A 22622-nucleotide genomic window follows, 5' to 3' on the forward strand; every position below is an offset into this window, starting at 1 on the left:
AAGGAGCGCCCGTGGGGGAGTCCAGTAGCGGCGGCACCTGGCGCCGCGCCGGTTTCGCCGGTGCCGCGATAGGCGTCCTGGCGGCCGGGGCCGCCGCCGGTGTCGCCGTCGAGCGGCTCACGGTGGGCCGTTCCGTACGCCAGAAGGCCCGGCTCGCCCTGGACGCCACCGGCCCCTACGGGGGACTCCGGGGCACCCCCGGCCGCGCCCTCGCCGACGACGGGACCGTGCTCTACTACGAGGTCGACGAGGTCGGTGAGGGCGGCGGAGCCGCTCCCGATCCCTCCGGCGCCCGGCTCCGGCGGCTCTTCGGGCGCCGCCGCCCCGCCCCCGTCACCGTCGTCTTCAGCCACGGCTACTGCCTCAACCAGGACTCCTGGCACTTCCAGCGGGCCGCCCTGCGCGGCCTCGTGCGGACCGTCCACTGGGACCAGCGCAGCCACGGGCGCTCGGGCCGGGGCGTCGCCCAGGCCGGTCCCGACGCCGTCCCCGTCTCCATCGAACAGCTCGGCCGCGACCTCAAGGCCGTCGTCGACGTCGCCGCCCCCGAGGGCCCCCTCGTCCTCGTCGGGCACTCCATGGGCGGCATGACGGTGATGGCGTTCGCCGAGCAGTACCCGGAGCTGGTGCGCGACCGGGTCGTCGGCGTCGCCTTCGTCGGCACCTCCGCCGGAAAGCTGAACGAGGTCACGTACGGCCTCCCCGTCATGGGGGTCAACGCCGTCCGGCGGATCCTGCCGGGCGTCCTGCGGACCCTCGGCGCCCAGGCGGAGCTGGTCGAGCGCGGCCGCCGGGCGACGGCCGACCTCTTCGCCGGGCTCGTCAAGAAGTACTCGTTCGCCTCGAAGGACGTGGACCCGGCGGTCGCCCGCTTCGCCGAGCGGATGATCGAGTCCACCCCCATCGACGTGGTCGCCGCCTTCTACCCGGCCTTCGCGGAGCACGACAAGTCCGCCTCCCTGCCCGCCCTCCGCGACCTGCCGGTGCTCGCGCTCGCCGGGGACCGCGACCTCGTCACCCCCAGCTCCCACACCGAGGCCATCGCCGCCCTCCTCCCCGGGGCCGAGCTGGTCATCGTCCCGGACGGCGGCCACCTGGTGATGCTGGAGCACCCGGAGGCCGTCACCGACCGCCTCGCCGACCTGCTCGTACGGGCCGGGGCCGTGCCGGAGCCGACGGCGGCGAGGACGGACCCCGGCGAAAGCTAGATTGGCGGCATGGAAGCAGCGCACCCCTCCGTACCCCCCGTGCCCGGCGACGCCACGCCCGTCTCCGAGGCCACCCTCTCCGTCGACTCCCCGGAGCGGATGCAGGACCTGGGCCGCAGGCTCGCCGGAGTCCTCCGCCCCGGCGACCTCGTCATGCTCACCGGCGAGCTCGGCGCCGGGAAGACCACGCTCACCCGCGGCCTCGGCGAGGGGCTCGGGGTGCGCGGCGCCGTCACCTCCCCGACCTTCGTCATCGCCCGCGTCCACCCGTCCCTGGTCGGCGGTCCGGCCCTGGTCCACGTCGACGCGTACCGCCTCGGCGGCGGGCTCGACGAGATGGAGGACCTCGACCTGGACGTCTCGCTGCCCGAGTCCGTGGTGGTCGTGGAGTGGGGCGACGGCAAGGTCGAGGAGCTGACCGACGACCGGCTGCACCTGCTGATCCACCGCGTCACCGGCGACACCGACGACGACCGGCGCACGGTCGTGCTGCGCGGCGTCGGGGAGCGCTGGGCGGGGGAGGAGCTGGGCGCGCTCTGATCCCTCCCGCCCCGCCTCCCACGTATGTTCCGACAACGTGTCGGCAAAATGTTGCGTGGGCCGCGCGCGCCGTGGTCCCATGGACGCACGAGCTGGTTAGGTGTACCTAACCTACGGGAGGCAGGCATGGCGACGCCGGAGCGCGCGGAACCCGGTCGGGAGCACGTCACGATGAGCGAACTGCTGGCGTCCTGCGTGGCCGCCCGCACCCTCTCGACCCCGCCGAGACCGCGCCCCGAGGACGACGACGCCGACGCGTACGGCCCCTACGGGCCGGTGGAGGGGGACGAGGCCGCCTAGGGCCCGTCCGGCGGACGACGGCCGGGGTCGCGGCTCAGGCGACGACGACGATCTTCGTGCCGATCACCGCGAACGTCCACAGCGCGTTCCCGTCGGCCCGCTTCATGCGGACGCCGCCGGTCTTCTTCGACGGGTCCGGCTCCGGCACCGAGCCGTCCACCGCCGCGCTGAAGCCGATCGCCACGTCCTGGGTCGTCGCGAACCGCACCACGTGCTCGATCTGCACCCCGTCCGAGCCGCGCACCGAGCCCGACCGCGAGGTCACCGCGTAGGAGCCCGGCGGCGGCGACACCGTGCTCGGCATCACCGTGAACGTACGGGTGACCTTGCCGTTCCCGTTCACCAGCCACACCCGGCGGTCGGTGAGGCCGTACACGACCCGCTCCCCGGTGCCCGAGGCCGCCGGGACGGCGAGGGGGTCGCGGTCGGGCTGCTTGGGGCCGCCGCTCGGGGAGGTCGAGGGGGCCGCCGTGCCCGGGGCCTTCGGCTTGGCCGAGAGGTCCTCGGGGACGTGCGCGGAGGCCTGGTAGGCGAGGAAACAGACCGCGGCGACCGCCGCCGCCGTGAGCCCGGCCACGAATCCCGAGCTGCTCCGTGCCACCGTGCCCACCTCTCGTACGAATGTGTCGAAGGGTGACGGTAGCAGCCGCCGCCCCGGGGGTCGGGGCAGCGTGCCCGGGAGCCGTAGGCTGTTCGCGTGCTGTTGCTCGCCATGGATACCGCCACCCCCGCCGTCACCGTCGCCCTCCACGACGGCGAGGCCGTCGTCGCCTCGTCGAGCCGGGTCGACGCCCGCCGTCACGGGGAGCTGCTGCTGCCCGCCGTCGACCGGGTCCTCCAGGAGGCCGGGCTGACGCTCGACGCGGTCACCGGCCTGGTCGTCGGCGTCGGCCCCGGCCCGTACACCGGCCTGCGCGTCGGCCTCGTCACGGCCGCCGCCTTCTCGTCCGCGCTCGGCGTGCCCGTGCACGGCCTGTGCACCCTCGACGGCCTCGCGTACGCCTCCGGGATCGACGTGCCCTTCGCCGTCGCCACGGACGCGCGCCGCAAGGAGGTCTACTGGGCGCGCTACGACGACTTCCGCACCCGCGCGACCGACGCGGCCGTCGACCGGCCCGCCGACGTCGCGGAGTCCCTCGCCGGGCTCCCGGTCGTCGGCGCGGGCGCCCTCCTCTACCCCGAGGCCTTCCCCGACGCCCGCGACCCCGAGCACCAGTCGGCCGCCGCGCTCGCCGCCCTCGCGGCGGAGAAGCTCGCGGCGGGGGACGCCGAGGGCTTCCTCGACCCGCTGCCGATGTACCTGCGCCGCCCCGACGCCCAGGTGCCGAAGAACTACAAGGTGGTCACGCCCCAGTGACCGGCGGCGTCGAACTGCGCGAGATGCGCTGGTGGGACATCGGACCGGTGCTCACCCTGGAGGACGAGCTGTTCCCCGAGGACGCCTGGTCGGCGGGGATGTTCTGGTCCGAGCTCGCGCACTCCCGGGGGCCGGGCGCCACCCGCCGGTACGTCGTCGCGGAGGACCCCGGCGGCCGGATCGTCGGCTACGCCGGGCTCGCCGCCGCCGGCGGCCTCGGCGACGTGCAGACCATCGCCGTCTCCCGCGACCAGTGGGGCACCGGGCTCGGCGCCCGGCTCCTCACCGACCTGCTCCAGCACGCCACCGCCTTCGAGTGCGACGAGGTCCTCCTCGAAGTGCGCGTGGACAACACCCGGGCCCAGAAGCTCTACGAGCGCTTCGGCTTCGAGCCCATCGGTTTCCGGCGCGGCTACTACCAGCCGGGAAACATCGACGCGCTCGTGATGCGACTGACCGTTCAAGGAACCGGGACCGATATCTGATGGCTGCTGACGAACCCCTCGTACTCGGCATCGAGACCTCCTGCGACGAGACCGGCGTCGGCGTCGTCCACGGGACCACCCTCCTCGCCGACGCCATCGCCTCCAGCGTCGACACCCACGCCCGCTTCGGCGGCGTCGTGCCCGAGATCGCCTCCCGCGCGCACCTGGAGGCGATGGTCCCGACGATCGAGCGCGCCCTGAAGACCGCCGGGATCTCCGCGAAGGACCTCGACGGCATCGCCGTCACCGCCGGGCCCGGACTCGCGGGCGCGCTGCTCGTCGGCGTCTCGGCGGCCAAGGCGTACGCCTACGCCCTCGGCAAGCCGCTCTACGGCGTCAACCACCTGGCCTCGCACATCTGCGTCGACCAGCTGGAGCACGGCAGGCTGCCCGAGCCGACGATGGCCCTGCTCGTCTCCGGCGGGCACTCCTCGCTGCTGCTCTCCACCGACATCACCTCCGACGTGCGCCCGATGGGCGCCACCATCGACGACGCGGCCGGCGAGGCCTTCGACAAGATCGCCCGCGTGCTCGACCTCGGCTTCCCCGGCGGACCGGTCATCGACCGGCTCGCCAGGGAGGGCGACCCGGAGGCGATCCACTTCCCGCGCGGCCTGAGCAGCGCCAAGGACCCGGCGTACGACTTCTCCTTCTCCGGCCTCAAGACGGCCGTGGCCCGCTGGATCGAGGCGAAGAAGGCGGCCGGCGAGGAGGTGCCGGTGCGGGACGTGGCCGCGTCCTTCCAGGAGGCGGTCGTGGACGTGCTCACCCGCAAGGCCGTCCGGGCCTGCAAGGACGAGGGCGTCGACCACCTGATGATCGGCGGCGGCGTGGCCGCGAACTCGCGCCTGCGGGCCCTCGCCCAGGAGCGCTGCGACCGCGCCGGGATCCGGCTGCGGGTGCCCCGGCCGGGCCTGTGCACGGACAACGGCGCGATGGTCGCGGCCCTCGGCTCCGAGATGGTCGCCCGGGGCCGGGCCGCCTCCGACCTGGAGCTGTCGGCGGACTCCTCGCTGCCGGTGACGGACCCGCACGTGCCGGGCGCCCACGCGCACGGCCACTCCCACGACCACGACCACGTGCACGAGGTCAGCAAGGAGAACCTGTACTCGTGAGGCTCACCCTCATGTGGGAGGCGCGGGCCGCGCAGGGACGGGGCCCCGAGCTGCTGGAGTGGGCCCGGGAGCGGTCCCGGGTCCTCGCGTACGAGCCCGTGCGCCGGGAGGTCTTCCGCGCGCCCCAGGACCGGGTCCTCGTCCTCACCTGGTGGGAGGCGGAGGCGTTCGACGCGGAGCTGCCGGAGCTGCCCGAGCCGGACGCGGAGCTGATCACCCGGCCGGTCCACCGCTGGCGGTTCGAGGCGGTCGAGTAGCCGTACGGGCGGATGTCCGATCGGTCACACGTACGACCCTCGGGCAACCTTTCGGGGCGTCCGGGCATCTCCCGGCGCGTGAAGAAGACGATCGTGCTCTGGGCGGCGCTGACCGCCGCGGCCCTGCTGGTGACCGGCTGCACGGCGGAGCGCCCCACCGCCCCCGTGACCACCCCGGCCCCGCCGGCGTCGTCCGCGCCGGCCCCGTCCCGGTCCGCCGCCGAGAGCGGGGCCCCGGGCGCCCCGGCGGCGGCCGCCGCGTACCGGAAGTGGGGTCTGAAGCCCTTCGCGGCGCCGCCCGCGCCGCCCGCGGTGAAGCCGGTGGTCCGCAGGGCCGGGGAGCCGGTGCCGGTGATCAGCGAGATCCCCACCGAGGAGAAGATCGTCTTCGTCACGATCGACGACGGGGCGGAGAAGGACCCCGAGTTCGTCACGATGATGAAGGAACTCAAGGTCCCCTTCACGATGTTCCTGACCGACTCCGCCATCCGCGCCGACTACGCCTACTTCTCCCCGCTGGTCGCCCAGGGCCACGGCGTCGCCAACCACACGCTCACCCACCCCAACCTGCGCACCCTCTCCCCGGACGCCCAGCGCCGCGAGATCTGCGGCCAGCAGGAGAGGCTGAAGGAGCGGTACGGCACGGCCCCGCGCCTCTTCCGCCCGCCGTACGGCAACTGGAACGAGGCCACCCGCGCGGCGGCCGGGAGCTGCGGCGTGGACGCGATCGTGCTGTGGCGCGAGTCCATGCAGATCCAGAACATGCAGTACCAGCGCGGCGACCGGAAGCTCCACCCCGGCGACATCGTCCTGGCCCACTTCCGCGGCCCGTCCGAGCTCAAGGGCCGCACCATGACCGAGATGACGGCCACCATGCTCCGCCGCATCCAGGAGCAGGGCTTCACGGTGGCGCGCCTGGAGGACTACGTCTGAGGCGGGGGCGGGCTCACCGCACCCCGTCCGCCCGGACCGGCCGCCCGATCAGCATCGTCGGGGCGCCCGCGACCCGGGTGAGCAGGACCGTCGCCGCGTTCGGGCCCTTCGGCTTCACCTTGCGGCGGATCTCCTCCGGCTCGACCGCCGAGCCCCGCTTCTTCACGGTCAGGATGCCGACCTCCCGCTCCCGCAGCAGCGCCTTCAACTTCTTGAGGTTGAAGGGGAGTTCGTCGGTGATCTCGTACGCGGCGGCGTACGGGGCGGGGACCAGGACGTCCGAGGTCACGTACGCGATCGTCCCGTCGATCAGGCCGCCGTCCAGCTCCTCGGCCACCTCGGCCACCAGGTGCGCGCGGATCACCGCGCCGTCCGGCTCGTACAGGTAGCGGCCGACCGGCCGGACCGCCGGGTCGGGCAGTCCGCGCCCGGTGACGGTCGTGCCGGAGGGCAGCAGGGTGGCCCGGCGCGCGCCCGGCTCCGTGCCGAACCACAGCACCGCCTCCTTCACGTCCCCGCCGTCCGAGATCCACTCCGCCTCGGCCTCCGCAGGGACGGCCTCGTGCGGGATGCCCGGCGCCACCTTCAGGGCCGCGCGCGGGGCCTTCCGGGCCGCCTCGACCGCCCAGGAGAGGGGCGGGGAGTACGCCTCCGGGTCGAAGATCCTGCCCCGGCCGCCGCGCCGCGCGGGATCCACGAAGACGGCGTCGTACGGGCTCGTGTCGATCTCCGTCACGTCCGCGCAGCGGACCTCGATCAGGCCGGAGAGGCCGAGCGCCTCGGCGTTGGCGCGGACCGCCTCGGCGGTCAGCGGGTCGCGGTCGACGGCGAGGACGGAGATCCCGGCGCGGGCGAGGGCGATCGCGTCGCCGCCGATCCCGGAGCACAGGTCCGCCACGCTCCCCACGCCCAGCGCCTTCATCCGGGCCGCGCGGTACGCGCCCACCGAGGCGCGCGTCGACTGCTCGACGCCGTTCGGCGTGAAGTACATCCGGTACGCGTCCTCCGCGCCGAACTTCGCCACCGCCCGCTGCCGCAGCCGCGCCTGGCCGAGCGCCGCCGTGACCAGCTCGGCGGGATGGTCGCGGCGCAGCCGGGAGGCGACCGCCAGCTCCCGGGCGGGGTCGTAGTCGCGCAGGGCGGCGAGGAGCGCCCGCCCCTCGGGGGCGAGCAGGGCGGCGAAGGAGGCGAGGTCGGTCACCCGTCCCATTCTGGCCCCTGTTCCGGTGCCGGGGAGCTTGTGGGCCGGCCGGGGGACGGTGGGCCGGGTACGGCGGTGTCGCGGCCCGCAGGAGCCGTCGCGCTGACAGGATGCGGCGCCATGCAGCTCGTACGACAAAAGGAACAAAAGATGAGCAAAGGCGTGCACCGCTCCCGTCGGACGCTCGGAGCGGCGCTCGTCGTCGCCGCCCTCGCCTCCGCCGCCACGGCCTGCTCCGGCGCCGGGCCGGACCGCACCGCACCGCCTTCCCCCGCCTCCGGCCAGCAGGCCCCCAAGCAGGGCGCCGCCGCCGCGCCCGAGTCGCAGGCGCAGAAGGCCGAGAAGGTCCGTCTCCAGAAGGCCGCCCGCGCGCTCGCCGCCAAGAAGTGGGGCCTGGCCAAGCCTCCGCTCGAAGCGCCCGCCCCGCCCGCCGTGAAGCCGAAGATCACCACCCGCAAGGGCTTCGAGACGAAGAGCGCGGGGATGCCGCCCGTCTTCACCACCGTGCCGACCAAGGAGAAGGTCGTCTTCCTGACGATCGACGACGGCTCGGAGAAGGACCCCGAGCTGCTGCGGATGATGGACGAGCTGAAGATCCCGTACAGCGCCTTCCTCAGCGACTACGTCGTCAGCGACGACTACGCCTACTTCGCCCGGATGCAGAAGTCGCAGAAGGGCGGGATCGCCCTCAACAACCACACCCTCAACCACCGCTACCTGCCCGGACTCTCCTACGCCCGGCAGGAGCGTGAGATCTGCGGGATGCAGGAGGTCATCGAGAAGAAGTTCGGCAAGCGGCCCAGGCTCTTCCGCCCGCCGTACGGCAACTACAACGACGACACCCTGCGGGCGGCCAAGTCCTGCGGCATCGAGGCCGTCCCGCTGTGGGCCGCCGAGGCCTTCCCCGACCGCATGGAGTGGCGCGAGTGGGACCGGGACCTGCACCCCGGCGACATCGTCCTCACCCACTTCCGGGGCAAGGAGGACTGGAAGGGCAGCATGGCCGACATGGTCCGCCGCGTGATGAACGTGATCACGGCCAAGGGGTACGCGGTCGCGAAGCTCGAGGACTACGTGTGAGGACCGGGAGGCGCGGGCGGCGCCGGGTCGCCGCCCTGGCCGTGACCGGAGCGCTGCTCGCCCTCCCGGCCCTCACCGCCTGCGCCGCCCCGGCCGGGCCGGTGGACTCGATCGAGCGGCTCGGCCGGAGGGCGGCGGAGGAGATGGGGCCCCGGCCCCCGGTGTCCCCGGTGTCCCCGGCGTCCCCGGGGGACCGGGAGCGGACCGGACGGGCCGCGGCGGAGGGAAAGCCGGTCGAACGCGCGGCCGTACGGACCGCGGACCGGGAGGGGAAGCGCTGCCTGAGGGCCCCGGAACCCCGTACAACCGCGCACCCGATCACGCCACGGAGCGATGAATTGGCACTCCGCTTGACCGAGTGCTAATCGCGGTCATAGTCTCGGCTCTGGCACTCCCCACCGGAGAGTGCCAACACAGCGACGGGCAGGTCCGGCACCCGCGACGACGGATCCACCTGGTTCGCCACCTCAGACAGTCAACCCCGTGATCTCCGAAGGGGGAGGTCGGATCGTGACGACCACCAGCTCCAAGGTTGCCATCAAGCCGCTCGAGGACCGCATCGTGGTCCAGCCGCTCGACGCCGAGCAGACCACCGCCTCTGGCCTGGTCATCCCGGACACCGCCAAGGAGAAGCCCCAGGAGGGCGTCGTCCTGGCCGTGGGCCCGGGCCGCTTCGAGAACGGCGAGCGCCTGCCGCTCGACGTCAAGACCGGCGATGTCGTGCTCTACAGCAAGTACGGCGGCACCGAGGTGAAGTACAACGGCGAGGAGTACCTCGTCCTCTCGGCCCGCGACGTGCTCGCGATCGTCGAGAAGTAAGTCATCCCGAGCCAGAGGCTTTGAGCTGCGCCCCGAGGCCCCTTCCCGGGCGCCCCGGGGCGCCGTTCGTTCCACCAGCAGATTCCGAGAGGGCTGAACCGCTCCCATGGCGAAGATCCTGAAGTTCGACGAGGACGCCCGTCGCGCCCTTGAGCGCGGCGTCAACAAGCTTGCCGACACGGTGAAGGTGACGATCGGCCCCAAGGGCCGCAACGTCGTCATCGACAAGAAGTTCGGCGCCCCCACCATCACCAACGACGGTGTCACGATCGCCCGCGAGGTCGAGATCGAGGACCCGTACGAGAACCTCGGCGCCCAGCTGGTGAAGGAGGTGGCGACCAAGACCAACGACATCGCGGGTGACGGCACCACCACCGCCACCGTGCTCGCCCAGGCCCTGGTCCGCGAGGGTCTGCGCAACGTCGCCGCCGGCGCCTCCCCGGCCGCCCTGAAGAAGGGCATCGACGCCGCCGTCAAGGCCGTGTCCGAGGAGCTCCTCGCCACCGCGCGCCCGATCGAGGACAAGTCCGACATCGCCGCCGTCGCCGCGCTCTCCGCGCAGGACCAGCAGGTCGGCGAGCTCATCGCCGAGGCGATGGACAAGGTCGGCAAGGACGGCGTCATCACCGTCGAGGAGTCCAACACCTTCGGCCTGGAGCTCGACTTCACCGAGGGCATGGCCTTCGACAAGGGCTACCTGTCCCCGTACATGGTCACCGACCAGGAGCGCATGGAGGCCGTCCTCGACGACCCCTACATCCTGATCAACCAGGGCAAGATCTCCTCGATCCAGGACCTGCTCCCGATCCTGGAGAAGGTCATCCAGGCCGGTGGCGGCAAGCCGCTCCTGATCATCGCCGAGGACGTCGAGGGCGAGGCCCTGTCGACCCTGGTCGTGAACAAGATCCGCGGCACCTTCAACGCCGTGGCCGTCAAGGCCCCCGGCTTCGGCGACCGCCGCAAGGCCATGCTCGGCGACATCGCCACCCTCACGGGTGCCACCGTCATCGCCGAGGAGGTCGGCCTCAAGCTCGACCAGGCCGGTCTGGACGTGCTCGGCACCGCCCGCCGCGTCACCATCACCAAGGACGACACCACCATCGTCGACGGTGGCGGCGACTCGTCCGAGGTGCAGGGCCGCGTCAACCAGATCAAGGCCGAGATCGAGGCCACGGACTCCGACTGGGACCGCGAGAAGCTCCAGGAGCGCCTCGCGAAGCTGGCCGGCGGCGTGTGCGTGATCAAGGTCGGCGCCGCCACCGAGGTGGAGCTGAAGGAGAAGAAGCACCGTCTGGAGGACGCCATCTCCGCGACCCGCGCCGCGGTCGAGGAGGGCATCGTCTCCGGTGGTGGCTCCGCGCTCGTCCACGCCGTCAAGGTCCTGGAGGGCAACCTCGACAAGACCGGCGACGAGGCCACGGGTGTCGCGGTCGTCCGCCGCGCCGCCGTCGAGCCGCTGCGCTGGATCGCCGAGAACGCCGGCCTCGAGGGCTACGTCATCACCTCCAAGGTGGCGGAGCTCGACAAGGGCCAGGGCTTCAACGCCGCGACCGGCGAGTACGGCGACCTGGTCAAGGCCGGCGTCATCGACCCGGTGAAGGTGACGCGCTCCGCCCTGGAGAACGCCGCCTCGATCGCCTCCCTCCTCCTCACCACCGAGACCCTCGTGGTGGAGAAGAAGGAAGAGGAGCCGGCGGACCACGGCCACGGCGGCCACGGCCACTCCCACTGAGGCCCGTAGCTGAACACCGAGGCCCGGTGCCCCCGTCGCGGGGGCACCGGGCCTCGGCGTTTCCGCCCCCTACTCCTCCACCGCGCCGAGCCGCTCCATCAGCCCGAGCATGTCGTACTGCCACCAGTCCTCGACGACCTTGCCGTCCTCCCGGAAGCGCTGGATCAGCGTGCCGGTGATCCGGACGTCGATGCCGGTGGGCTGGAGGCCCATGAAGTCGCCGGTGTGGGTGGCGTCGCAGGTCCAGCGGGTGCAGACGCGGTCGCCCTCGGCGATCTGGTCCTCGACGGCGAAGGCGAAGTCGAACCCCTGCCGCCACATCCCGATGCCGCGGCGGATCGCGTCCATGCCGAGGGAGTCCTGCACGTCGGAGGGGTCGTGGCTGTGGCACCCCTCGGCGATCACCTCGTCCAGCGGCGGAAGCTCCCCCGGCGTGCCGATCAGCTCCAGGAACCGGCGGGCGGCGTCCTTGTGCAGCTGGTCGTCCCGCACCACGTCCAGGTCCGTGAAGGTCGGCATCCCGTCACAGAGCGCGACCATCTCGTGGAAGAGCCGGTCGGTCTCGGGCAGGTGGGAGTTCCGCATCGCCTCGTCGTACGAGGGGAACTCGACGATCTCCACGAAGTGGGAGCCGTCGGACCGGTCCTTCCCGAGGAGGCTGTGGGTGGCCGTCCGCTTCCCCCTGGTCTGCTCGGCCCACTGGTCCATGAGCCGGTTCATCTCGTCGAAGCGGCTCGTCCTGCAGTCGATGATCTGCATGAAGGTCATGACGCCTCCCGGGGCGGCAGGGACGTTTCCAGTCTAGGTTCGGGAAGTCCGCGGCGCCCTGGCAGCATGGGGGCGTGGAGCGGGGGATCGACGTCGACAACGAGGCGGGCGTCGTCGTCATAGGCGACGGCAACGACGTCGTGCTCGGCGCGGGCGCGCCGGTCCGCTCGGCCTACCGGGAACAGGTCCGCCGGATCGCCCCGCCGGAACTCGTGGGACGCGAGGAGGAGTTGGCGGAGCTGGCGGAGTTCTGCCGCACGGGGACCGGATACCGCTGGTGGCGGGCGGACGCGTGGGCGGGCAAGACGGCCCTGATGGCCTCGTTCGCGCTCGCCCCGCCCCCGGGCGTGCGGATCGTGCCCTTCTTCGTCACCGCCCGGCTCGGCGCGCAGAACGACGTGGTCGCGTACGTGGACGTGGTCCTGGAGCAGCTCGCGGAACTGGCCGGCGAGGGCCTCCCCGCCCTGCTGACGGCCGCCACCCGGGAGGCCCACCTGCTGCGCCTGTACGCCTCCGCCGCCGAGGCCTGCGCGGCGCGCGGCGAGCGCCTGGTCCTGCTCGTGGACGGCCTGGACGAGGACCGGGGCGTGACGACGGGCCCGGAGGCCCGCTCGATCGCCGCCCTCCTCCCGTACGGCGTCCACGACCTCCCGGTCGTCGTCTCCGGCCGCCTCAACCCGCCCCTCCCGGCAGACGTCCCCGAGGACCACCCGCTCCGGGACCCGTCGATCGTCCGTCTCCTGTCCTCCTCCCCGAAGGCCCGTGCGATCCGGTCGGAGGCCGAACGGGAACTGAAGCACTTCGTGGCGGGCGGCGGCCTCCCGTACGAACTCCTCGGCCTGCTCACGGCGGCGGGCGGCGGCCTGACGGCGGACGACCTGGCGGAACTGACGGACGAGGTCCCCTACCGGGTCCGGGACGTGCTGCGGACGGGCCCGGGGCGGACGTTCGCGCTGCGGGGGGAGGCGTATCTGCTGGCGCACGAGGAACTGGTGGTCCAGGCGCGGGAGATGCTGGGTTCGCGCGAGCTGGGGCGGTGGCGGGCGGCGCTGTGCGACTGGGCGGAGGAGTGGCGCGCCCGGGGCTGGCCGGACGGCACCCCCGACTACCTGCTGCACGGCTGGTTCCCGATGCTGCGGGCGGCCGGCGACCCGGACGCGATGGCCGCGTGCGCCCTCGACGCCGTACGGCAGGACCGGATGCTCGCGGCGACGGGCGGCGACGGGGCGGCGCTCGGGGAGATCACGACGGCGGGCGAGGCGCTGCTGGAGCGGGGGGACCGGCCGGGACTGGTCGTCGACCTGCTGCGGCTCGCCCTGCGGCGGGCGGCGCTGCGGGACCGGAACGGGCGGGTGCCGGTGGAACTGCCTTTGGCCTGGGCGGAGTTGGGGGAGGTGGAGCGGGGAGTAGCGCTGGCGCGGGGGCTAGAACCGCCGAGTCGGGTCCGGGCGCTATGCGGAGTAGCGCGATTTTTGCACGCTGATGGTGCGCAGGGGCGAGCTCTGGCTTTGCTTGATGAGGTCGATGAACTGGCTCGCTCGATGCCCTATAGGGGTGGGAATTTCACCGCGTTCTGGGAGGTGGCGAACACCTGGCTCGAGTTGGGGGAGCCGGAGCGTGCGGAGAAGATTGCGCAGACCGTACCGGGTCGCCATTTGAGCGGTGGTTTCCTGTTGAACCTGGTGACGTTCTGGTGCAGTGAGGGGAAGTTTTCGCGTGCGCTGGATATGCTGCGCACCCGGTGGGACGAACGGGTGGGGAGCGAAGCCATCGCGATCGTCTGTAGCAGCCTTGTCGAGGCCGGGCAGGAGGCAGAGGCTCTCGCTCTGGCTCGGTCCATGAACGGATACCGGCGGACGCTTGCCCTGGTTCGGATGGCTGCCGTGACGCGTAGGAATAGCGCAGCCACGCTAGTTGACGAAGGGCTCGCTGTGTTCAGGTGGGAGGGGTTGTTTTACGAACGCGAACACGCTGCCGAACTGATCGAGTCTCTCGTTGCGGTTGGAGCTGTCGAACGTGCCGAGAGCCTGATCAGTGAGCGACGAGGTTCGCGGCATGCTGATCACATGCGCCTCGCCCTGGTTCGAAGCCTTTCGAAAAAGGGTGAGTGTGGTCGGGCCGAGACGATGGCTTACCAGATCGAGGCTGGCAACGACGGAGACCGTGCTCGCGCGGCGCTTGTCGAGGCTTGGGCTCGGATCGGCGATGTAGGGCGGGCTGGTCCCGCTCTGGCGGAGTTGACCGATCACTTTAGCCGTTTCAGCGCGCTACAGGCGGTGATAGGAGCCCTGGTGCGTGCGGAGCGTGTACAGGAAGCCGAGGCGTTGGTCTTCCGCGAGGCCGGCATTGCCGACTTGCGCAATCTCGCTCTGAAGGTCCACTTCGTTCGGTCTTTGACCAGGGCCGGACACCGCGTACGGGCTGCCACCCTTCTTGACCATGTCGAGACGACGAGTCGCTTGCCCCAGCGGAAGGAAAGCATTCCGGTCTTGGCTTCCGTGGCAGAGGCACTGGCTTTGGCCGGACATAGCCAACAAGCCTGGGACCTTACGGAAGGGTTGGAGACAGACGCGGATCAGGAGTCAAGAATTCTTGCAGTTGTGCGCGCCCTGCTGAGCGCGGGCCGCTTCGAGGAGGCTGAGCGGCAGTCACAGAAAGCGCATGCTGATCAGACGGAGTACCTGTTGGACTTGATCGGCCGGATCCGGAAGGCCCAGGGAGTCGACCAAATCTTGAAGGAGTTCGAGCGGCCGGACATAACACATGACAGCGTGCGCTGGATGGCTGGCGATGGTATGACGCGCAGTCTGTTGCCTGTTCCTGAGAATCAGGTTTCCGCATTGGAGGTGGAGCGGCGTGCGATGCGTGCCTTTTCCCTGCATGAGGAGGGCAGGAGTGGGGAAGCGCTCCGGGAGGTCACACGTGCCGTGGCTGCTACACGCGGAATCCTGGCATGTACGACGGCTCCACTTCCTGCTGTCGTAAGGGCACTGTCGACCTTGGGGCAGATGGCTGTGGCCGGAGAGCTTCTCGATGAGGCGGCCTCTTACGTGAAACGTTTGCAGGGGAGGCAGGAATGGTCTTATGTGGCTAGGGCGTTCGTTGCCGTAGGGCGATACGACGAGGCCATAGCCCTCGTACGGCCGCAGGGCAACGCTTCCACCATTACTATTGGCAGGCAGCTCGACCTTGTTACAGCGCTGGCCCGTGACGGGCAGCAAAAGCAGGCCGAGGACCTCCTCGACAGCCTCGCGCGTCTTGGGCTTGCCCGTGCCCGGGCCTACGCCGATCTCGCCCTCACCCACCCCGACCCCACCCGCGCCCGCGAGCTCACCGCCCTCGCCCTCCACACCGGCCCCTGGTACGAGGCGCTGCCCGCCGTCCTGCGGTACGAGCCCGGCGCCCTGCCGTTCGTCCTGGCCGAGGCCGATCGGCTGCACCGGGCGCTGGACGTCTGAGCGGAGGCCAGGTGGTCACGCCGACCGCGTCAGGTCGGACGCCCGTACCTCCTCCGCGAACGCCTCGCCCCGTACGTACCGCTCCACCTCCCCCACCGCCTGCTCCGCCATCCGGTGGAGTTCGTTGCCGAGGGAGCCCGCCACGTGGGGGGTGAGGAGGACGTTCGGGAGGGTCCACAGGGGGGAGGTGGGCGGGGGGAGTTCCGGGTCGGTGACGTCGAGGATCGCGTCGAGGCGGCCCGACAGGAGGTGGGGGAGGAGGGCCGGTTCGTCCACCAGGGAGCCGCGGGACGTGTTGATGAGGGTCGTCCCGTCCGGCATCGCCGCCAGCTGCGCCGCGCCGATCATGCGGTACGTGGAGGGGAGTTGCGGCGCGTGGACGGAGACGACCGTGCTGCGGGCGCAGAGTTCGTCCAGGGGCACCGACTCCACGCCCGGGACCTCGGTGTACGGGTCGTACAGCAGGACCTCGAAGTCGAGGGGGCGCAGGAGGTCGATCACCCGGCGGCCGATGCGGGAGGCGCCGACGACGCCGACCGTGCGGCGGTGGTTGCCCCAGTCGGCGGACTCCTCCAGCCAGGCGTGGTCGGTGCGCAGTTCGGCGTACCGCCGGGCCGAGCGCAGGACCCGCTTCCCGGCGAAGAGGATCGCGGCGAGCGTGTACTCGGCGACCGGCAGCGCGTTGGCGGCGGCGGCCGACGTGACCCGCAGGCCCCGCTCCCAGCAGGCGTCGGTGACGTGGTGCTTGACCGAGCCGGCCGCGTGGACGACGGCCCGCAGCCGGGGCGCCCGGTCCAGGACCTCCGCGGTGAGCGGGGTCGCGCCCCAGCAGGTGAGGAGGAGTTCGGCCTCGGCGAGGGCGGCGGCCGTCCGTGTGTCGGGGGCCGTCAGGTCGTGGGCGACCAGGTGCGGGTCGGTGCGGGTCAGGGCCGCGAGGCGGGCGCGGTGGGCCCCGGTGAACAGGCGGTCGTCGACGCCCGGGCCCATCGCGAGGAGCAGGGCGGGGCGGTTGTCAGTGGTGGGGTGCATCGTGGGTGACGGCCTTCCTCACTTGACGCTGCCGGCGGTGAGGCCGGCCTTCCAGTGGCGCTGGAGGGAGACGAACGCGATGACGAGGGGGACGACGGCGAGCAGGGAGCCGGTGACGACGAGGGGGTAGAAGTCGGGTTCGGCGTGGGCGTTGCTGTTCCACGCGTACAGGCCGAGGCTCAGCGGGTACAGCTTCTGGTCGGACAGCATCACCAGGGGGAGGAAGAAGTTGTTCCAGACGGCGGTGAACTGGAAGAGGAAGACGGTCACGAAGCCGGGCATGACCATCCGCAGACCGATCGACCAGAAGACGCGCAGCTCGCCCGCCCCGTCGATGCGGGCGGCCTCCAGGGCCTCGTCGGGGACGTAGCCGGCGCAGAAGACCCGGGAGAGGTAGACGCCGAAGGGGTTGACGAGGACGGGGATCAGGACGGCCCAGTAGGTGTTGACGATCCCGATCTCGCTGGCGAGCAGGTACATCGGCAGGGCGAGCGCGGTGGTGGGGACGAGCACGCCGAGCAGGACGACGCCGAAGAGCTTCTCCTTGCCCCGGAAGTCGTAGACGTGGAAGGCGTATCCGGCGGCGACGCTGACGAGCGAGCAGGCGAGGGCGCCGAGCCCGGCGTAGAGGAGGCTGTTCAGGTACCAGTGGAAGTAGACGCCGTCGTTGTACGCGGCGAGCCGGGAGAGGTTGCCGCCGAGGTCGAAGCCCTCGAAGGAGAAGGCGTTTCCGGCGAGGAGGCCGCCGGCGTCCTTGGTGGCGGCGGTCAGCAGCCAGACGAGCGGGAAGAGCATGTAGACGGTGGCGAGGACGAGGGCGCCGTTGACGGCCGTTCGCGACAGCCATCTGTTGGCGGGTCGGGCCCTTCCCGTACGGACGGCGCTCACGCGGTGCGCTCCTTCCGTGCGGTCCGGCGGCCGGTCAGGCGCGTCACCGCGAAGGAGAGCAGCGCGGCCGTCAGGGCGAGGAGGACGGAGGCCGCCGCGGCGAGCCCGTAGTCGTTGCGGTCGAAGGCCGCGGTGTAGGCGTACATGTTCGGCGTCCAGGTGGAGGTGACGGCGGAGCCGGTGCCCCTGCTGAGGATGAGCGGCTCGGTGAAGAGCTGGAGGGAGCCGATGACGGTGAAGAGGGCGACCATCGCGAGCGAGGCCCTGAGCAGCGGGACCTTGATGGAGAAGGCGATGCGCCAGGCTCCCGCCCCGTCGACGGTGGCCGCTTCCAGGACGGAGCGGTCGATGGCCTGGAGGGCCGCGTAGAAGATCACCATGTTGTAGCCGAGCCACTCCCACAGGGCGATGTTCACGACGGAGGGCAGGGCGCCCTCGGGGGAGAAGAAGTCGAAGCCGATCCCGCCCGCCTCCATGGCCTTCACGACCGGGCTGAGCTGGGGCGTGTAGAGGTAGACCCAGAGCAGGGCGGCGATGATGCCGGGGACGGCGTGCGGCAGGAAGAGCGCGAGCTGGAAGAAGCGGCGGGCGCGGGCGAGCGCCGAGTCGAGCAGGAGGGCGAGGCCGAGGGCCCCGGCGAGCAGCAGCGGGATGTAGAGCAGGCAGTAGCCGAGCAGGACGCCGAAGCCCTCGCGGAAGGCCCGGTCACCCAGGGCCGCCGTGTAGTTGTCGAGGCCGGTGAAGACGGTCTCGGTGCCGCCGAAGCCCAGTCCGGACTGCTTCTCGGTGAAGAGGCTGAGCCAGACCGCGTAGCCGATCGGCACCACCATCACCGCGGTGAACAGCAGGAAGAAGGGCGTCAGCAGGATCGTGGCGGCGCGGGTGCGGGCCTTCATCCGGTCAGCCCTCGACCTTCAGGCCGCGCTTGGTGAGTTCGGCGACGGTGGCGTCGTGGCCGGCCTCGACGGCGTCGGCGATGCCGGGGCCGCCGGGGGCGATCTTGCCGAAGTGGTCCTTGATGGTGGTGTTGGTGGTGCCGGTGGTGGGGCCCCAGGCCCAGTGGGGGGTGATGGAGGCGCCGGCGGTCTCGAAGAGGGCGTAGATGTCCTGGCCGCCGTAGTAGGAGGCGTCGAAGGCCTTCTTGGCGGCCGGGCGCAGGGCCGCGGCGGCGGGGAAGGCGGAGGAGGTGCCGGAGGCGATGCGGGCCTCGACGCCCTCCTCGGTGGTGGACATCCACTCGGCGAAGGCGACGGCCGCGGCCTTCCGCTCGCTGTCCTTGGTCACGGCGAAGGAGGTGCCGCCGAGCATCCCGGCGGCGGGCTTGCCGTCCCAGCTGGGGATCGGGGCGACGGCCCACTTGCCGCTCTGCTCGGGCAGGGTGCCCTTGAGGACGCCCGCGCCCCAGGAGGCGCCGAGGTAGCCGAGGGTGGTGCCGTTCTTGAGGGAGCCGACCCACTCGGGGGAGAACGAGGCGTTCTTGTGGACGAGTCCGGTGTCGAGGAGCTTCTGCCAGTAGGCGGTGACCTTGGTGGTGGCCGGGTCGGTGGTGTTCACCTTCCAGGTGTCGTCCTCGGCCTTGAACCACTGGGCGCCGGCCTGCCAGGCCATGGCCTCGAAGGTGGTCGGGTCGTCGGGGAAGAAGGTGGCGATGCGGGCCTTGGCGTCGGCCTTCCTCACCTGCGCGGCGGCCTTCTCGAACTCGGCCCAGGTGGTGGGGACCTGGACCTTGTACTTCTCGAAGAGGTCCTTGCGGTAGAAGAAGGCCTGCGGGGCGGCGTCGAAGGGGACGGCCCAGGACTTGCCGCCGAGGGTGGTGAGTTCGACGGTCTGCGGGAGCAGCTTCGCGCGGTCGGCCTCGGTGAACTCGCCGCCGATGTCCTGGAGGGCGCCGGAGCTGACGAACTCGGGGAGCGAGGCGTACTCGATGGAGACGAGGTCGGGGGCGTTGCCCGCCTTCACGGCGTTGGAGATCTTGGCGTAGCCGCCGGCGGTGCCGGAGGGGATCTCCTCGAACTTCACCTTCACGTCGGTGTGGGAGGCGTTGAAGGCGTCCACGACGTCCTTGGTGCCCTTGGCCCAGCCCCAGAAGGTGATGGTCACGGGCCCGTTCGGCTTGTTCGCGGTGTCGTCACCGCCACCGCCGCAGGCCGTGAGGACGGCGAGGGCGGTGGCGGTGCCGGCTATGACGCGGGTCGTTCTGCTCCGGAAGGGGGTCACGGCACGGCTCCTGGGGGCGGGGCGACTGGGAGGTTGTGGCCGTGATCCTGTGACCGTTCATGACCGAAGTCAAGAGCGAAAGATTGATTGATCGAAAAAAGAACAGATCGATCAGCGCGGTCCCCTACGGACGGGAGGCCGGGGCCGGGGCCCCGCACGAGGACCGCACCCGCAGCCACGGCAGCAGGCTCAGATGGCGCCGCGCCGCCGCCTCCCCGTCCTCCTCGGTGAGCCGCTCCACCAGCAGCTCCGTCGCGTGCCGCCCCACCTGCCGCTTGGGCGGGGCGACCGCCGTCAGCGGGGTGTCGGCGAGCGCCGCGACCTCGTCGTCGTACGCGATCAGGGCCAGGTCCCGCGGCACCCCGACGCCCAGCTCGGCGAGGCGCCGGGCGATCTCGATGGCGTCCACGTCGTTGTGGACCAGGGCCGCGCTCGCCAGACCCGACGCGACGGCCTCGTGCAGCGCCCGTACCGCCCGCTCGAACCCCTCCGGGTCCGCCTCCGCCGGTACGGAGTCGATGACCGGCAGCGGCTCCGTCAGGCCCAGGGTGCGCAGCGCCTCGGCGTATCCGGCGCGCACCGCGAGCGCGGTCGGGGAGTCCCGGCGGGCCACCAGCAGCGGCGTCGCGTGGCCCAGGGAGAGCAGGTGGCGCAGGGCGAGCAGGACGCCGTGGGCGTGGTCGGAGGCGACCCGGTCCAGGCCGTCGAGCGGGCTGCCGGGCTCGGCGCGCCGCTCCAGGAGCACGGCCGGCACGGGCAGTTCGGCCGGCCAGTCCCCGTACGCGGGCCGGTCCTCGGGGCCCCGCCAGCCGGGCGCGACCAGGACGCCCTCGGCGCCCGCCGCGAGCAGCCCCTCGACGCGGGCGCGGTCCTCCTCCGGGCGGTAGTCCGAGACGCGCAGCACGAGCCGCGCGCCGGCGCGGGCCGCCGCCTCGTGCGCGCCCCGGATGACCTCGGCGAAGTAGTACGTGGCGGAGGGCACGAGCAGGCCGAGGACCAGGCCCTCGCCGGGGCGTCCGGCCCCCGGGGCGCCCTGCCGCTCGGGCCAGGACACCTGGCCGTGCACCCGGTCGAGCAGGCCCCGGCCGGCCAGGAGTTCGACGTCCCGGCGGGCGGTGACGGGGGAGACCCCGAGCCGTTCGGCCAGCTCGGAGACGCGGGCGGTGCCGCGCTCGCGCACCAGGGCCAGCAGTCGGTCGTGTCGTTCGGCAGCACTCTCGCGCACGGCGCGGTTCCCCCTCGCGGTGGTGGTGGTCCTCCGAGTCTAGTTCAGAATGATCGAACGGAGGGAGTTTCGATCATTCGCTCGTGAAGTCTTGACGTTCGATCGCGTCCTGTCCAGGATTCCCGGCGACGCAGACGTCACCACCGGGCCCCGGGGCACCGCTGGAACCGTCCCAGGGAGCAGCCCATGTCCACGCCGCCCGAGAACCGCGCGCTCAGCCCGTACACCGGCTGGACCCGGGCCCACTGGGAGGGCGCCGCCGACCGGCTCCTGTTCGGCGTGCGGCCCTTCGCCTCGCCCCGGTACGGCCTCGTCGGCCTCCCCGGATTCCGCCCCAGCTGGTCGGGGCCCCGCTCCGACGCCCTGGAGGGCTGGGCCCGCACCTTCCTGCTCGCCGCCCTCCGCGTCGCGGGCGCGCGCGGCGAGGACCCCCACGGCCACCTCGACCGGTACGCCGAGGGCCTCGCCGCCGGGACCGAGGCGCCGGGCCGGGACGACGCCGAGTCCTGGCCCCTCATGGCGGACACCCGCCAGGCGGTGGTCGAGTCCGCCTCGGTCGCCCTCGGCCTCCGCCTCACCCGCCCCTGGCTCTGGGACCGCCTGGACGACCGCGTCCGCGCACGGGTCGCGGACTGGCTGCGGCCCGCCCTCGGCCCGTCCCCCGTCGACAACAACTGGTGGCTCTTCGGCCTCACCGTCGCCGGATTCCTCCGGGACGCCGGGATCGAGACCGACCGCGCCGCCGCCACGATCGACCGCTCCCTCGCCCGCGTCGAGGACTGGTACCTCGGCGACGGCTGGTACAGCGACGGCGACAACCGCGCCTTCGACCACTACAACGCCTGGGCCCTGCACTTCTACCCCGTGCTCCACGCCCACCTGTCCGGCGACCGCGCCCTCCTCGACCGCTACGGACCCCGGCTGCGCGCCCACCTCGACGACCACGTCCACCTCTTCGACGCGAACGGCGCCCCCGTCCCGTACGGGCGCTCCCTGATCTACCGCTTCGCCGCGGCCGCCGCCCCCTGGCTCGGCACCCTCACCGGCCACACCCCGCTCGCCCCCGGCGCCACCCGCCGCCTCGCCTCCGGGGCCCTGCGGTACTTCCTCGACCGGGGCGCCACCGACGGGCGCGGACTCCTCACCCCCGGCTGGCACGGCCCGTACCCGCCGTTCGTCCAGGAGTACTCGGGTCCGGGCTCCCCCTACTGGGCGTCCAAGGGCTTCCTCGGCCTCCTCCTGCCCCCGGACCACCCGGCCTGGACCGACCCCGAGGAGCCCCTGCCCGCCGAACGCGCCGACACCGTCCGGGCCTTCGCCCCCGCCGGGCTGCTCGTCCAGACCACCGTCGCCGACGGGCTCGTACGCCTCCACAACCACGGCAGCAACCACGTGCACAGCCGCGCGGGCGGCGAGGACGACCCCGGCTACGCCCGCCAGGCCTATTCGACCCGTACGGGACCCACCACCGGATCCGCCCCGGCCGACAACCACTTCGCGCTGCTCGACGCCGAAGGCCGGGCCACCACCCGGGGCCCCGCGGTCCCCGCCGGCACCGGCCCCGGCTGGGCCGCCTCCCTGCACGTCCCGCGCCCCGGCGTCCGGGTCCTCTCCGCGACCCTCGCCCACGGCGCCGCCGAACTCCGCGCCCACCTCGTCCTCGGCGCCCCGGAGGGGACACCCGTACGGCAGACCGGCTGGGCCACCACGCCCGGCGGGCCGCACGCCCGGCTCCACCCGGTCCACGGCCATCCGCCGCAGGACCCGGCGACCGTACTGCCCGCAGGGGAGACCCTTCAGGGGCCGGGCGCCCGCGTCCTCGCCCTGTACGGCACCACGCGCGGCCCGGCCGCCCTCTTCGCGTCCCTCGCCTCGCTCACCGCCGCACCCGACCCCGCCCCCGTCACCGACCTCGCGCGCGTGCGGATCGACGGGCACGCCCTCCACGTGACCTGGGAGGACGGCACCACCGCGCGCCTGGACCTCGACGCCCTGCCGTGAACGGGGGCC

22 protein-coding genes are annotated in these 22622 nt (G+C 72.4%); 14 read left to right on the forward strand and 8 right to left on the reverse strand.

Annotated features, from left to right (window positions below):
- Nucleotides 1-11 precede the first annotated feature (11 nt).
- From ACIQVI_RS14800 to ACIQVI_RS14810, 3 genes are all read left to right on the forward strand, one after another.
- Nucleotides 12-1208 (forward strand): alpha/beta fold hydrolase, encoded by a 1197-nt coding sequence (locus ACIQVI_RS14800; RefSeq protein ID WP_403595383.1) that lies wholly within the window; start codon nucleotides 12-14, stop codon nucleotides 1206-1208.
- A gap of 9 nt (nucleotides 1209-1217) precedes the next feature.
- The gene (gene tsaE, locus ACIQVI_RS14805) at nucleotides 1218-1748 is read left to right on the forward strand and encodes a tRNA (adenosine(37)-N6)-threonylcarbamoyltransferase complex ATPase subunit type 1 TsaE (protein WP_351969549.1); all 531 of its coding nucleotides are present in this window, start codon (nucleotides 1218-1220) and stop codon (nucleotides 1746-1748) included.
- A 171-nt stretch (nucleotides 1749-1919) separates the two neighbouring features.
- Nucleotides 1920-2048, forward strand: a complete 129-nt coding sequence (locus ACIQVI_RS14810) for a hypothetical protein (protein ID WP_351969548.1) — start codon at nucleotides 1920-1922, stop codon at nucleotides 2046-2048.
- 34 nt (nucleotides 2049-2082) lie between these two features.
- Here the strand turns inward: ACIQVI_RS14810 and ACIQVI_RS14815 are convergent, their stop codons facing one another.
- On the reverse strand, nucleotides 2083-2625 hold the full coding sequence (locus ACIQVI_RS14815; RefSeq protein ID WP_351969569.1) for a L,D-transpeptidase: 543 nt from the start codon (nucleotides 2623-2625) through the stop codon (nucleotides 2083-2085).
- Nucleotides 2626-2745: 120 nt separating this feature from the next.
- Between ACIQVI_RS14815 and tsaB the strand changes: the two genes are divergently transcribed.
- The 5 genes from tsaB to ACIQVI_RS14840 all read left to right on the forward strand — a co-directional run bounded on the left by tsaB (nucleotide 2746) and on the right by ACIQVI_RS14840 (nucleotide 6195).
- Nucleotides 2746-3405 (forward strand): tRNA (adenosine(37)-N6)-threonylcarbamoyltransferase complex dimerization subunit type 1 TsaB, encoded by a 660-nt coding sequence (gene tsaB / locus ACIQVI_RS14820; RefSeq protein ID WP_351969547.1) that lies wholly within the window; start codon nucleotides 2746-2748, stop codon nucleotides 3403-3405.
- Nucleotides 3406-3428: 23 nt separating this feature from the next.
- Nucleotides 3429-3890, forward strand: a complete 462-nt coding sequence (rimI, locus tag ACIQVI_RS14825) for a ribosomal protein S18-alanine N-acetyltransferase (RefSeq protein ID WP_351969568.1) — start codon at nucleotides 3429-3431, stop codon at nucleotides 3888-3890.
- Nucleotides 3890-5005, forward strand: a complete 1116-nt coding sequence (tsaD, locus tag ACIQVI_RS14830) for a tRNA (adenosine(37)-N6)-threonylcarbamoyltransferase complex transferase subunit TsaD (RefSeq protein ID WP_403595388.1) — start codon at nucleotides 3890-3892, stop codon at nucleotides 5003-5005. Before rimI ends, tsaD begins: the two co-directional genes overlap by 1 nt.
- Before the next feature lie 11 nt (nucleotides 5006-5016).
- Nucleotides 5017-5262 (forward strand): hypothetical protein, encoded by a 246-nt coding sequence (locus ACIQVI_RS14835; protein WP_199837074.1) that lies wholly within the window; start codon nucleotides 5017-5019, stop codon nucleotides 5260-5262.
- A gap of 78 nt (nucleotides 5263-5340) precedes the next feature.
- The gene (locus ACIQVI_RS14840) at nucleotides 5341-6195 is read left to right on the forward strand and encodes a polysaccharide deacetylase family protein (protein ID WP_403595391.1); all 855 of its coding nucleotides are present in this window, start codon (nucleotides 5341-5343) and stop codon (nucleotides 6193-6195) included.
- Between the two features lie 13 nt (nucleotides 6196-6208).
- Here the strand turns inward: ACIQVI_RS14840 and ACIQVI_RS14845 are convergent, their stop codons facing one another.
- Entirely contained in the window at nucleotides 6209-7405 is a 1197-nt protein-coding gene (locus ACIQVI_RS14845; RefSeq protein WP_403595394.1) for an SAM-dependent methyltransferase, read from the reverse strand.
- A gap of 141 nt (nucleotides 7406-7546) precedes the next feature.
- Here ACIQVI_RS14845 and ACIQVI_RS14850 point away from each other — a divergent pair, with 141 nt between their 5' ends.
- The 4 genes from ACIQVI_RS14850 (at nucleotide 7547) to groL (ending at nucleotide 11027) form a co-directional block, all read left to right on the forward strand.
- Nucleotides 7547-8476, forward strand: coding sequence for a polysaccharide deacetylase family protein (locus tag ACIQVI_RS14850; RefSeq protein ID WP_351969543.1), 930 nt, complete (start codon nucleotides 7547-7549; stop codon nucleotides 8474-8476).
- Nucleotides 8473-8841 carry a hypothetical protein gene (locus ACIQVI_RS14855; protein ID WP_403595398.1) on the forward strand — a complete coding sequence of 123 codons (369 nt, stop codon included), beginning with the start codon at nucleotides 8473-8475 and terminating at the stop codon, nucleotides 8839-8841. The genes ACIQVI_RS14850 and ACIQVI_RS14855 overlap by 4 nt, the downstream gene beginning before the upstream one ends.
- A gap of 145 nt (nucleotides 8842-8986) precedes the next feature.
- Nucleotides 8987-9295 carry a co-chaperone GroES gene (gene groES / locus ACIQVI_RS14860; RefSeq protein WP_015035628.1) on the forward strand — a complete coding sequence of 103 codons (309 nt, stop codon included), beginning with the start codon at nucleotides 8987-8989 and terminating at the stop codon, nucleotides 9293-9295.
- 106 nt (nucleotides 9296-9401) lie between these two features.
- Complete coding sequence (groL, locus tag ACIQVI_RS14865) at nucleotides 9402-11027, forward strand: chaperonin GroEL (protein ID WP_351969541.1); 1626 nt, start codon at nucleotides 9402-9404, stop codon at nucleotides 11025-11027.
- A 69-nt stretch (nucleotides 11028-11096) separates the two neighbouring features.
- Here groL and ACIQVI_RS14870 read toward each other — a convergent pair whose 3' ends face one another.
- Nucleotides 11097-11795, reverse strand: coding sequence for an ester cyclase (locus ACIQVI_RS14870; RefSeq protein ID WP_403595403.1), 699 nt, complete (start codon nucleotides 11793-11795; stop codon nucleotides 11097-11099).
- Nucleotides 11796-11869: 74 nt separating this feature from the next.
- Between ACIQVI_RS14870 and ACIQVI_RS14875 the strand changes: the two genes are divergently transcribed.
- On the forward strand, nucleotides 11870-15253 hold the full coding sequence (locus ACIQVI_RS14875) for a hypothetical protein (RefSeq protein WP_403595406.1): 3384 nt from the start codon (nucleotides 11870-11872) through the stop codon (nucleotides 15251-15253).
- A gap of 15 nt (nucleotides 15254-15268) precedes the next feature.
- On the opposite strand, the gene ACIQVI_RS14880 is transcribed toward ACIQVI_RS14875, so the two are convergent.
- The 5 genes from ACIQVI_RS14880 to ACIQVI_RS14900 form a co-directional block, all read right to left on the reverse strand.
- Nucleotides 15269-16282 carry a hydroxyacid dehydrogenase gene (locus tag ACIQVI_RS14880; protein ID WP_403595409.1) on the reverse strand — a complete coding sequence of 338 codons (1014 nt, stop codon included), beginning with the start codon at nucleotides 16280-16282 and terminating at the stop codon, nucleotides 15269-15271.
- An 18-nt stretch (nucleotides 16283-16300) separates the two neighbouring features.
- Nucleotides 16301-17170: a carbohydrate ABC transporter permease gene (locus ACIQVI_RS14885; protein ID WP_403595412.1), complete on the reverse strand. Its 870-nt coding sequence runs from the start codon at nucleotides 17168-17170 to the stop codon at nucleotides 16301-16303.
- Complete coding sequence (locus ACIQVI_RS14890; protein WP_351971748.1) at nucleotides 17167-18066, reverse strand: sugar ABC transporter permease; 900 nt, start codon at nucleotides 18064-18066, stop codon at nucleotides 17167-17169. Before ACIQVI_RS14890 ends, ACIQVI_RS14885 begins: the two co-directional genes overlap by 4 nt.
- Before the next feature lie 4 nt (nucleotides 18067-18070).
- A complete protein-coding gene (locus ACIQVI_RS14895) occupies nucleotides 18071-19387 on the reverse strand; it encodes an ABC transporter substrate-binding protein (RefSeq protein ID WP_403595415.1) in 1317 nt (438 codons plus the stop codon).
- Nucleotides 19388-19511: 124 nt separating this feature from the next.
- The gene (locus ACIQVI_RS14900) at nucleotides 19512-20612 is read right to left on the reverse strand and encodes a substrate-binding domain-containing protein (RefSeq protein WP_403595418.1); all 1101 of its coding nucleotides are present in this window, start codon (nucleotides 20610-20612) and stop codon (nucleotides 19512-19514) included.
- A 186-nt stretch (nucleotides 20613-20798) separates the two neighbouring features.
- Between ACIQVI_RS14900 and ACIQVI_RS14905 the strand changes: the two genes are divergently transcribed.
- Nucleotides 20799-22613 carry a DUF2264 domain-containing protein gene (locus ACIQVI_RS14905; RefSeq protein ID WP_403595421.1) on the forward strand — a complete coding sequence of 605 codons (1815 nt, stop codon included), beginning with the start codon at nucleotides 20799-20801 and terminating at the stop codon, nucleotides 22611-22613.
- Nucleotides 22614-22622: the final 9 nt, after the last annotated feature.

This window comes from Streptomyces sp. NPDC098101 (assembly GCF_044760185.1).
Lineage (GTDB): Bacteria > Actinomycetota > Actinomycetes > Streptomycetales > Streptomycetaceae > Streptomyces.

What these genes read in the sequence shown, in the direction of transcription:
- tsaE (WP_351969549.1), top strand. Translation starts at nt 1,218, where the DNA reads ATGGAAGCAGCGCACCCCTCCGTACCCCCCGTGCCCGGCGACGCCACG.
- ACIQVI_RS14810 (WP_351969548.1), top strand. Translation starts at nt 1,920, where the DNA reads ATGAGCGAACTGCTGGCGTCCTGCGTGGCCGCCCGCACCCTCTCGACC.
- rimI (WP_351969568.1), top strand. Translation starts at nt 3,429, where the DNA reads ATGCGCTGGTGGGACATCGGACCGGTGCTCACCCTGGAGGACGAGCTG.
- tsaD (WP_403595388.1), top strand. Translation starts at nt 3,890, where the DNA reads ATGGCTGCTGACGAACCCCTCGTACTCGGCATCGAGACCTCCTGCGAC.
- ACIQVI_RS14835 (WP_199837074.1), top strand. Translation starts at nt 5,017, where the DNA reads ATGTGGGAGGCGCGGGCCGCGCAGGGACGGGGCCCCGAGCTGCTGGAG.
- ACIQVI_RS14845 (WP_403595394.1), bottom strand. Translation starts at nt 7,405, where the DNA reads ATGGGACGGGTGACCGACCTCGCCTCCTTCGCCGCCCTGCTCGCCCCC.
- ACIQVI_RS14850 (WP_351969543.1), top strand. Translation starts at nt 7,547, where the DNA reads ATGAGCAAAGGCGTGCACCGCTCCCGTCGGACGCTCGGAGCGGCGCTC.
- groL (WP_351969541.1), top strand. Translation starts at nt 9,402, where the DNA reads ATGGCGAAGATCCTGAAGTTCGACGAGGACGCCCGTCGCGCCCTTGAG.
- ACIQVI_RS14870 (WP_403595403.1), bottom strand. Translation starts at nt 11,795, where the DNA reads ATGACCTTCATGCAGATCATCGACTGCAGGACGAGCCGCTTCGACGAG.
- ACIQVI_RS14880 (WP_403595409.1), bottom strand. Translation starts at nt 16,282, where the DNA reads ATGCACCCCACCACTGACAACCGCCCCGCCCTGCTCCTCGCGATGGGC.
- ACIQVI_RS14890 (WP_351971748.1), bottom strand. Translation starts at nt 18,066, where the DNA reads ATGAAGGCCCGCACCCGCGCCGCCACGATCCTGCTGACGCCCTTCTTC.
- ACIQVI_RS14905 (WP_403595421.1), top strand. Translation starts at nt 20,799, where the DNA reads ATGTCCACGCCGCCCGAGAACCGCGCGCTCAGCCCGTACACCGGCTGG.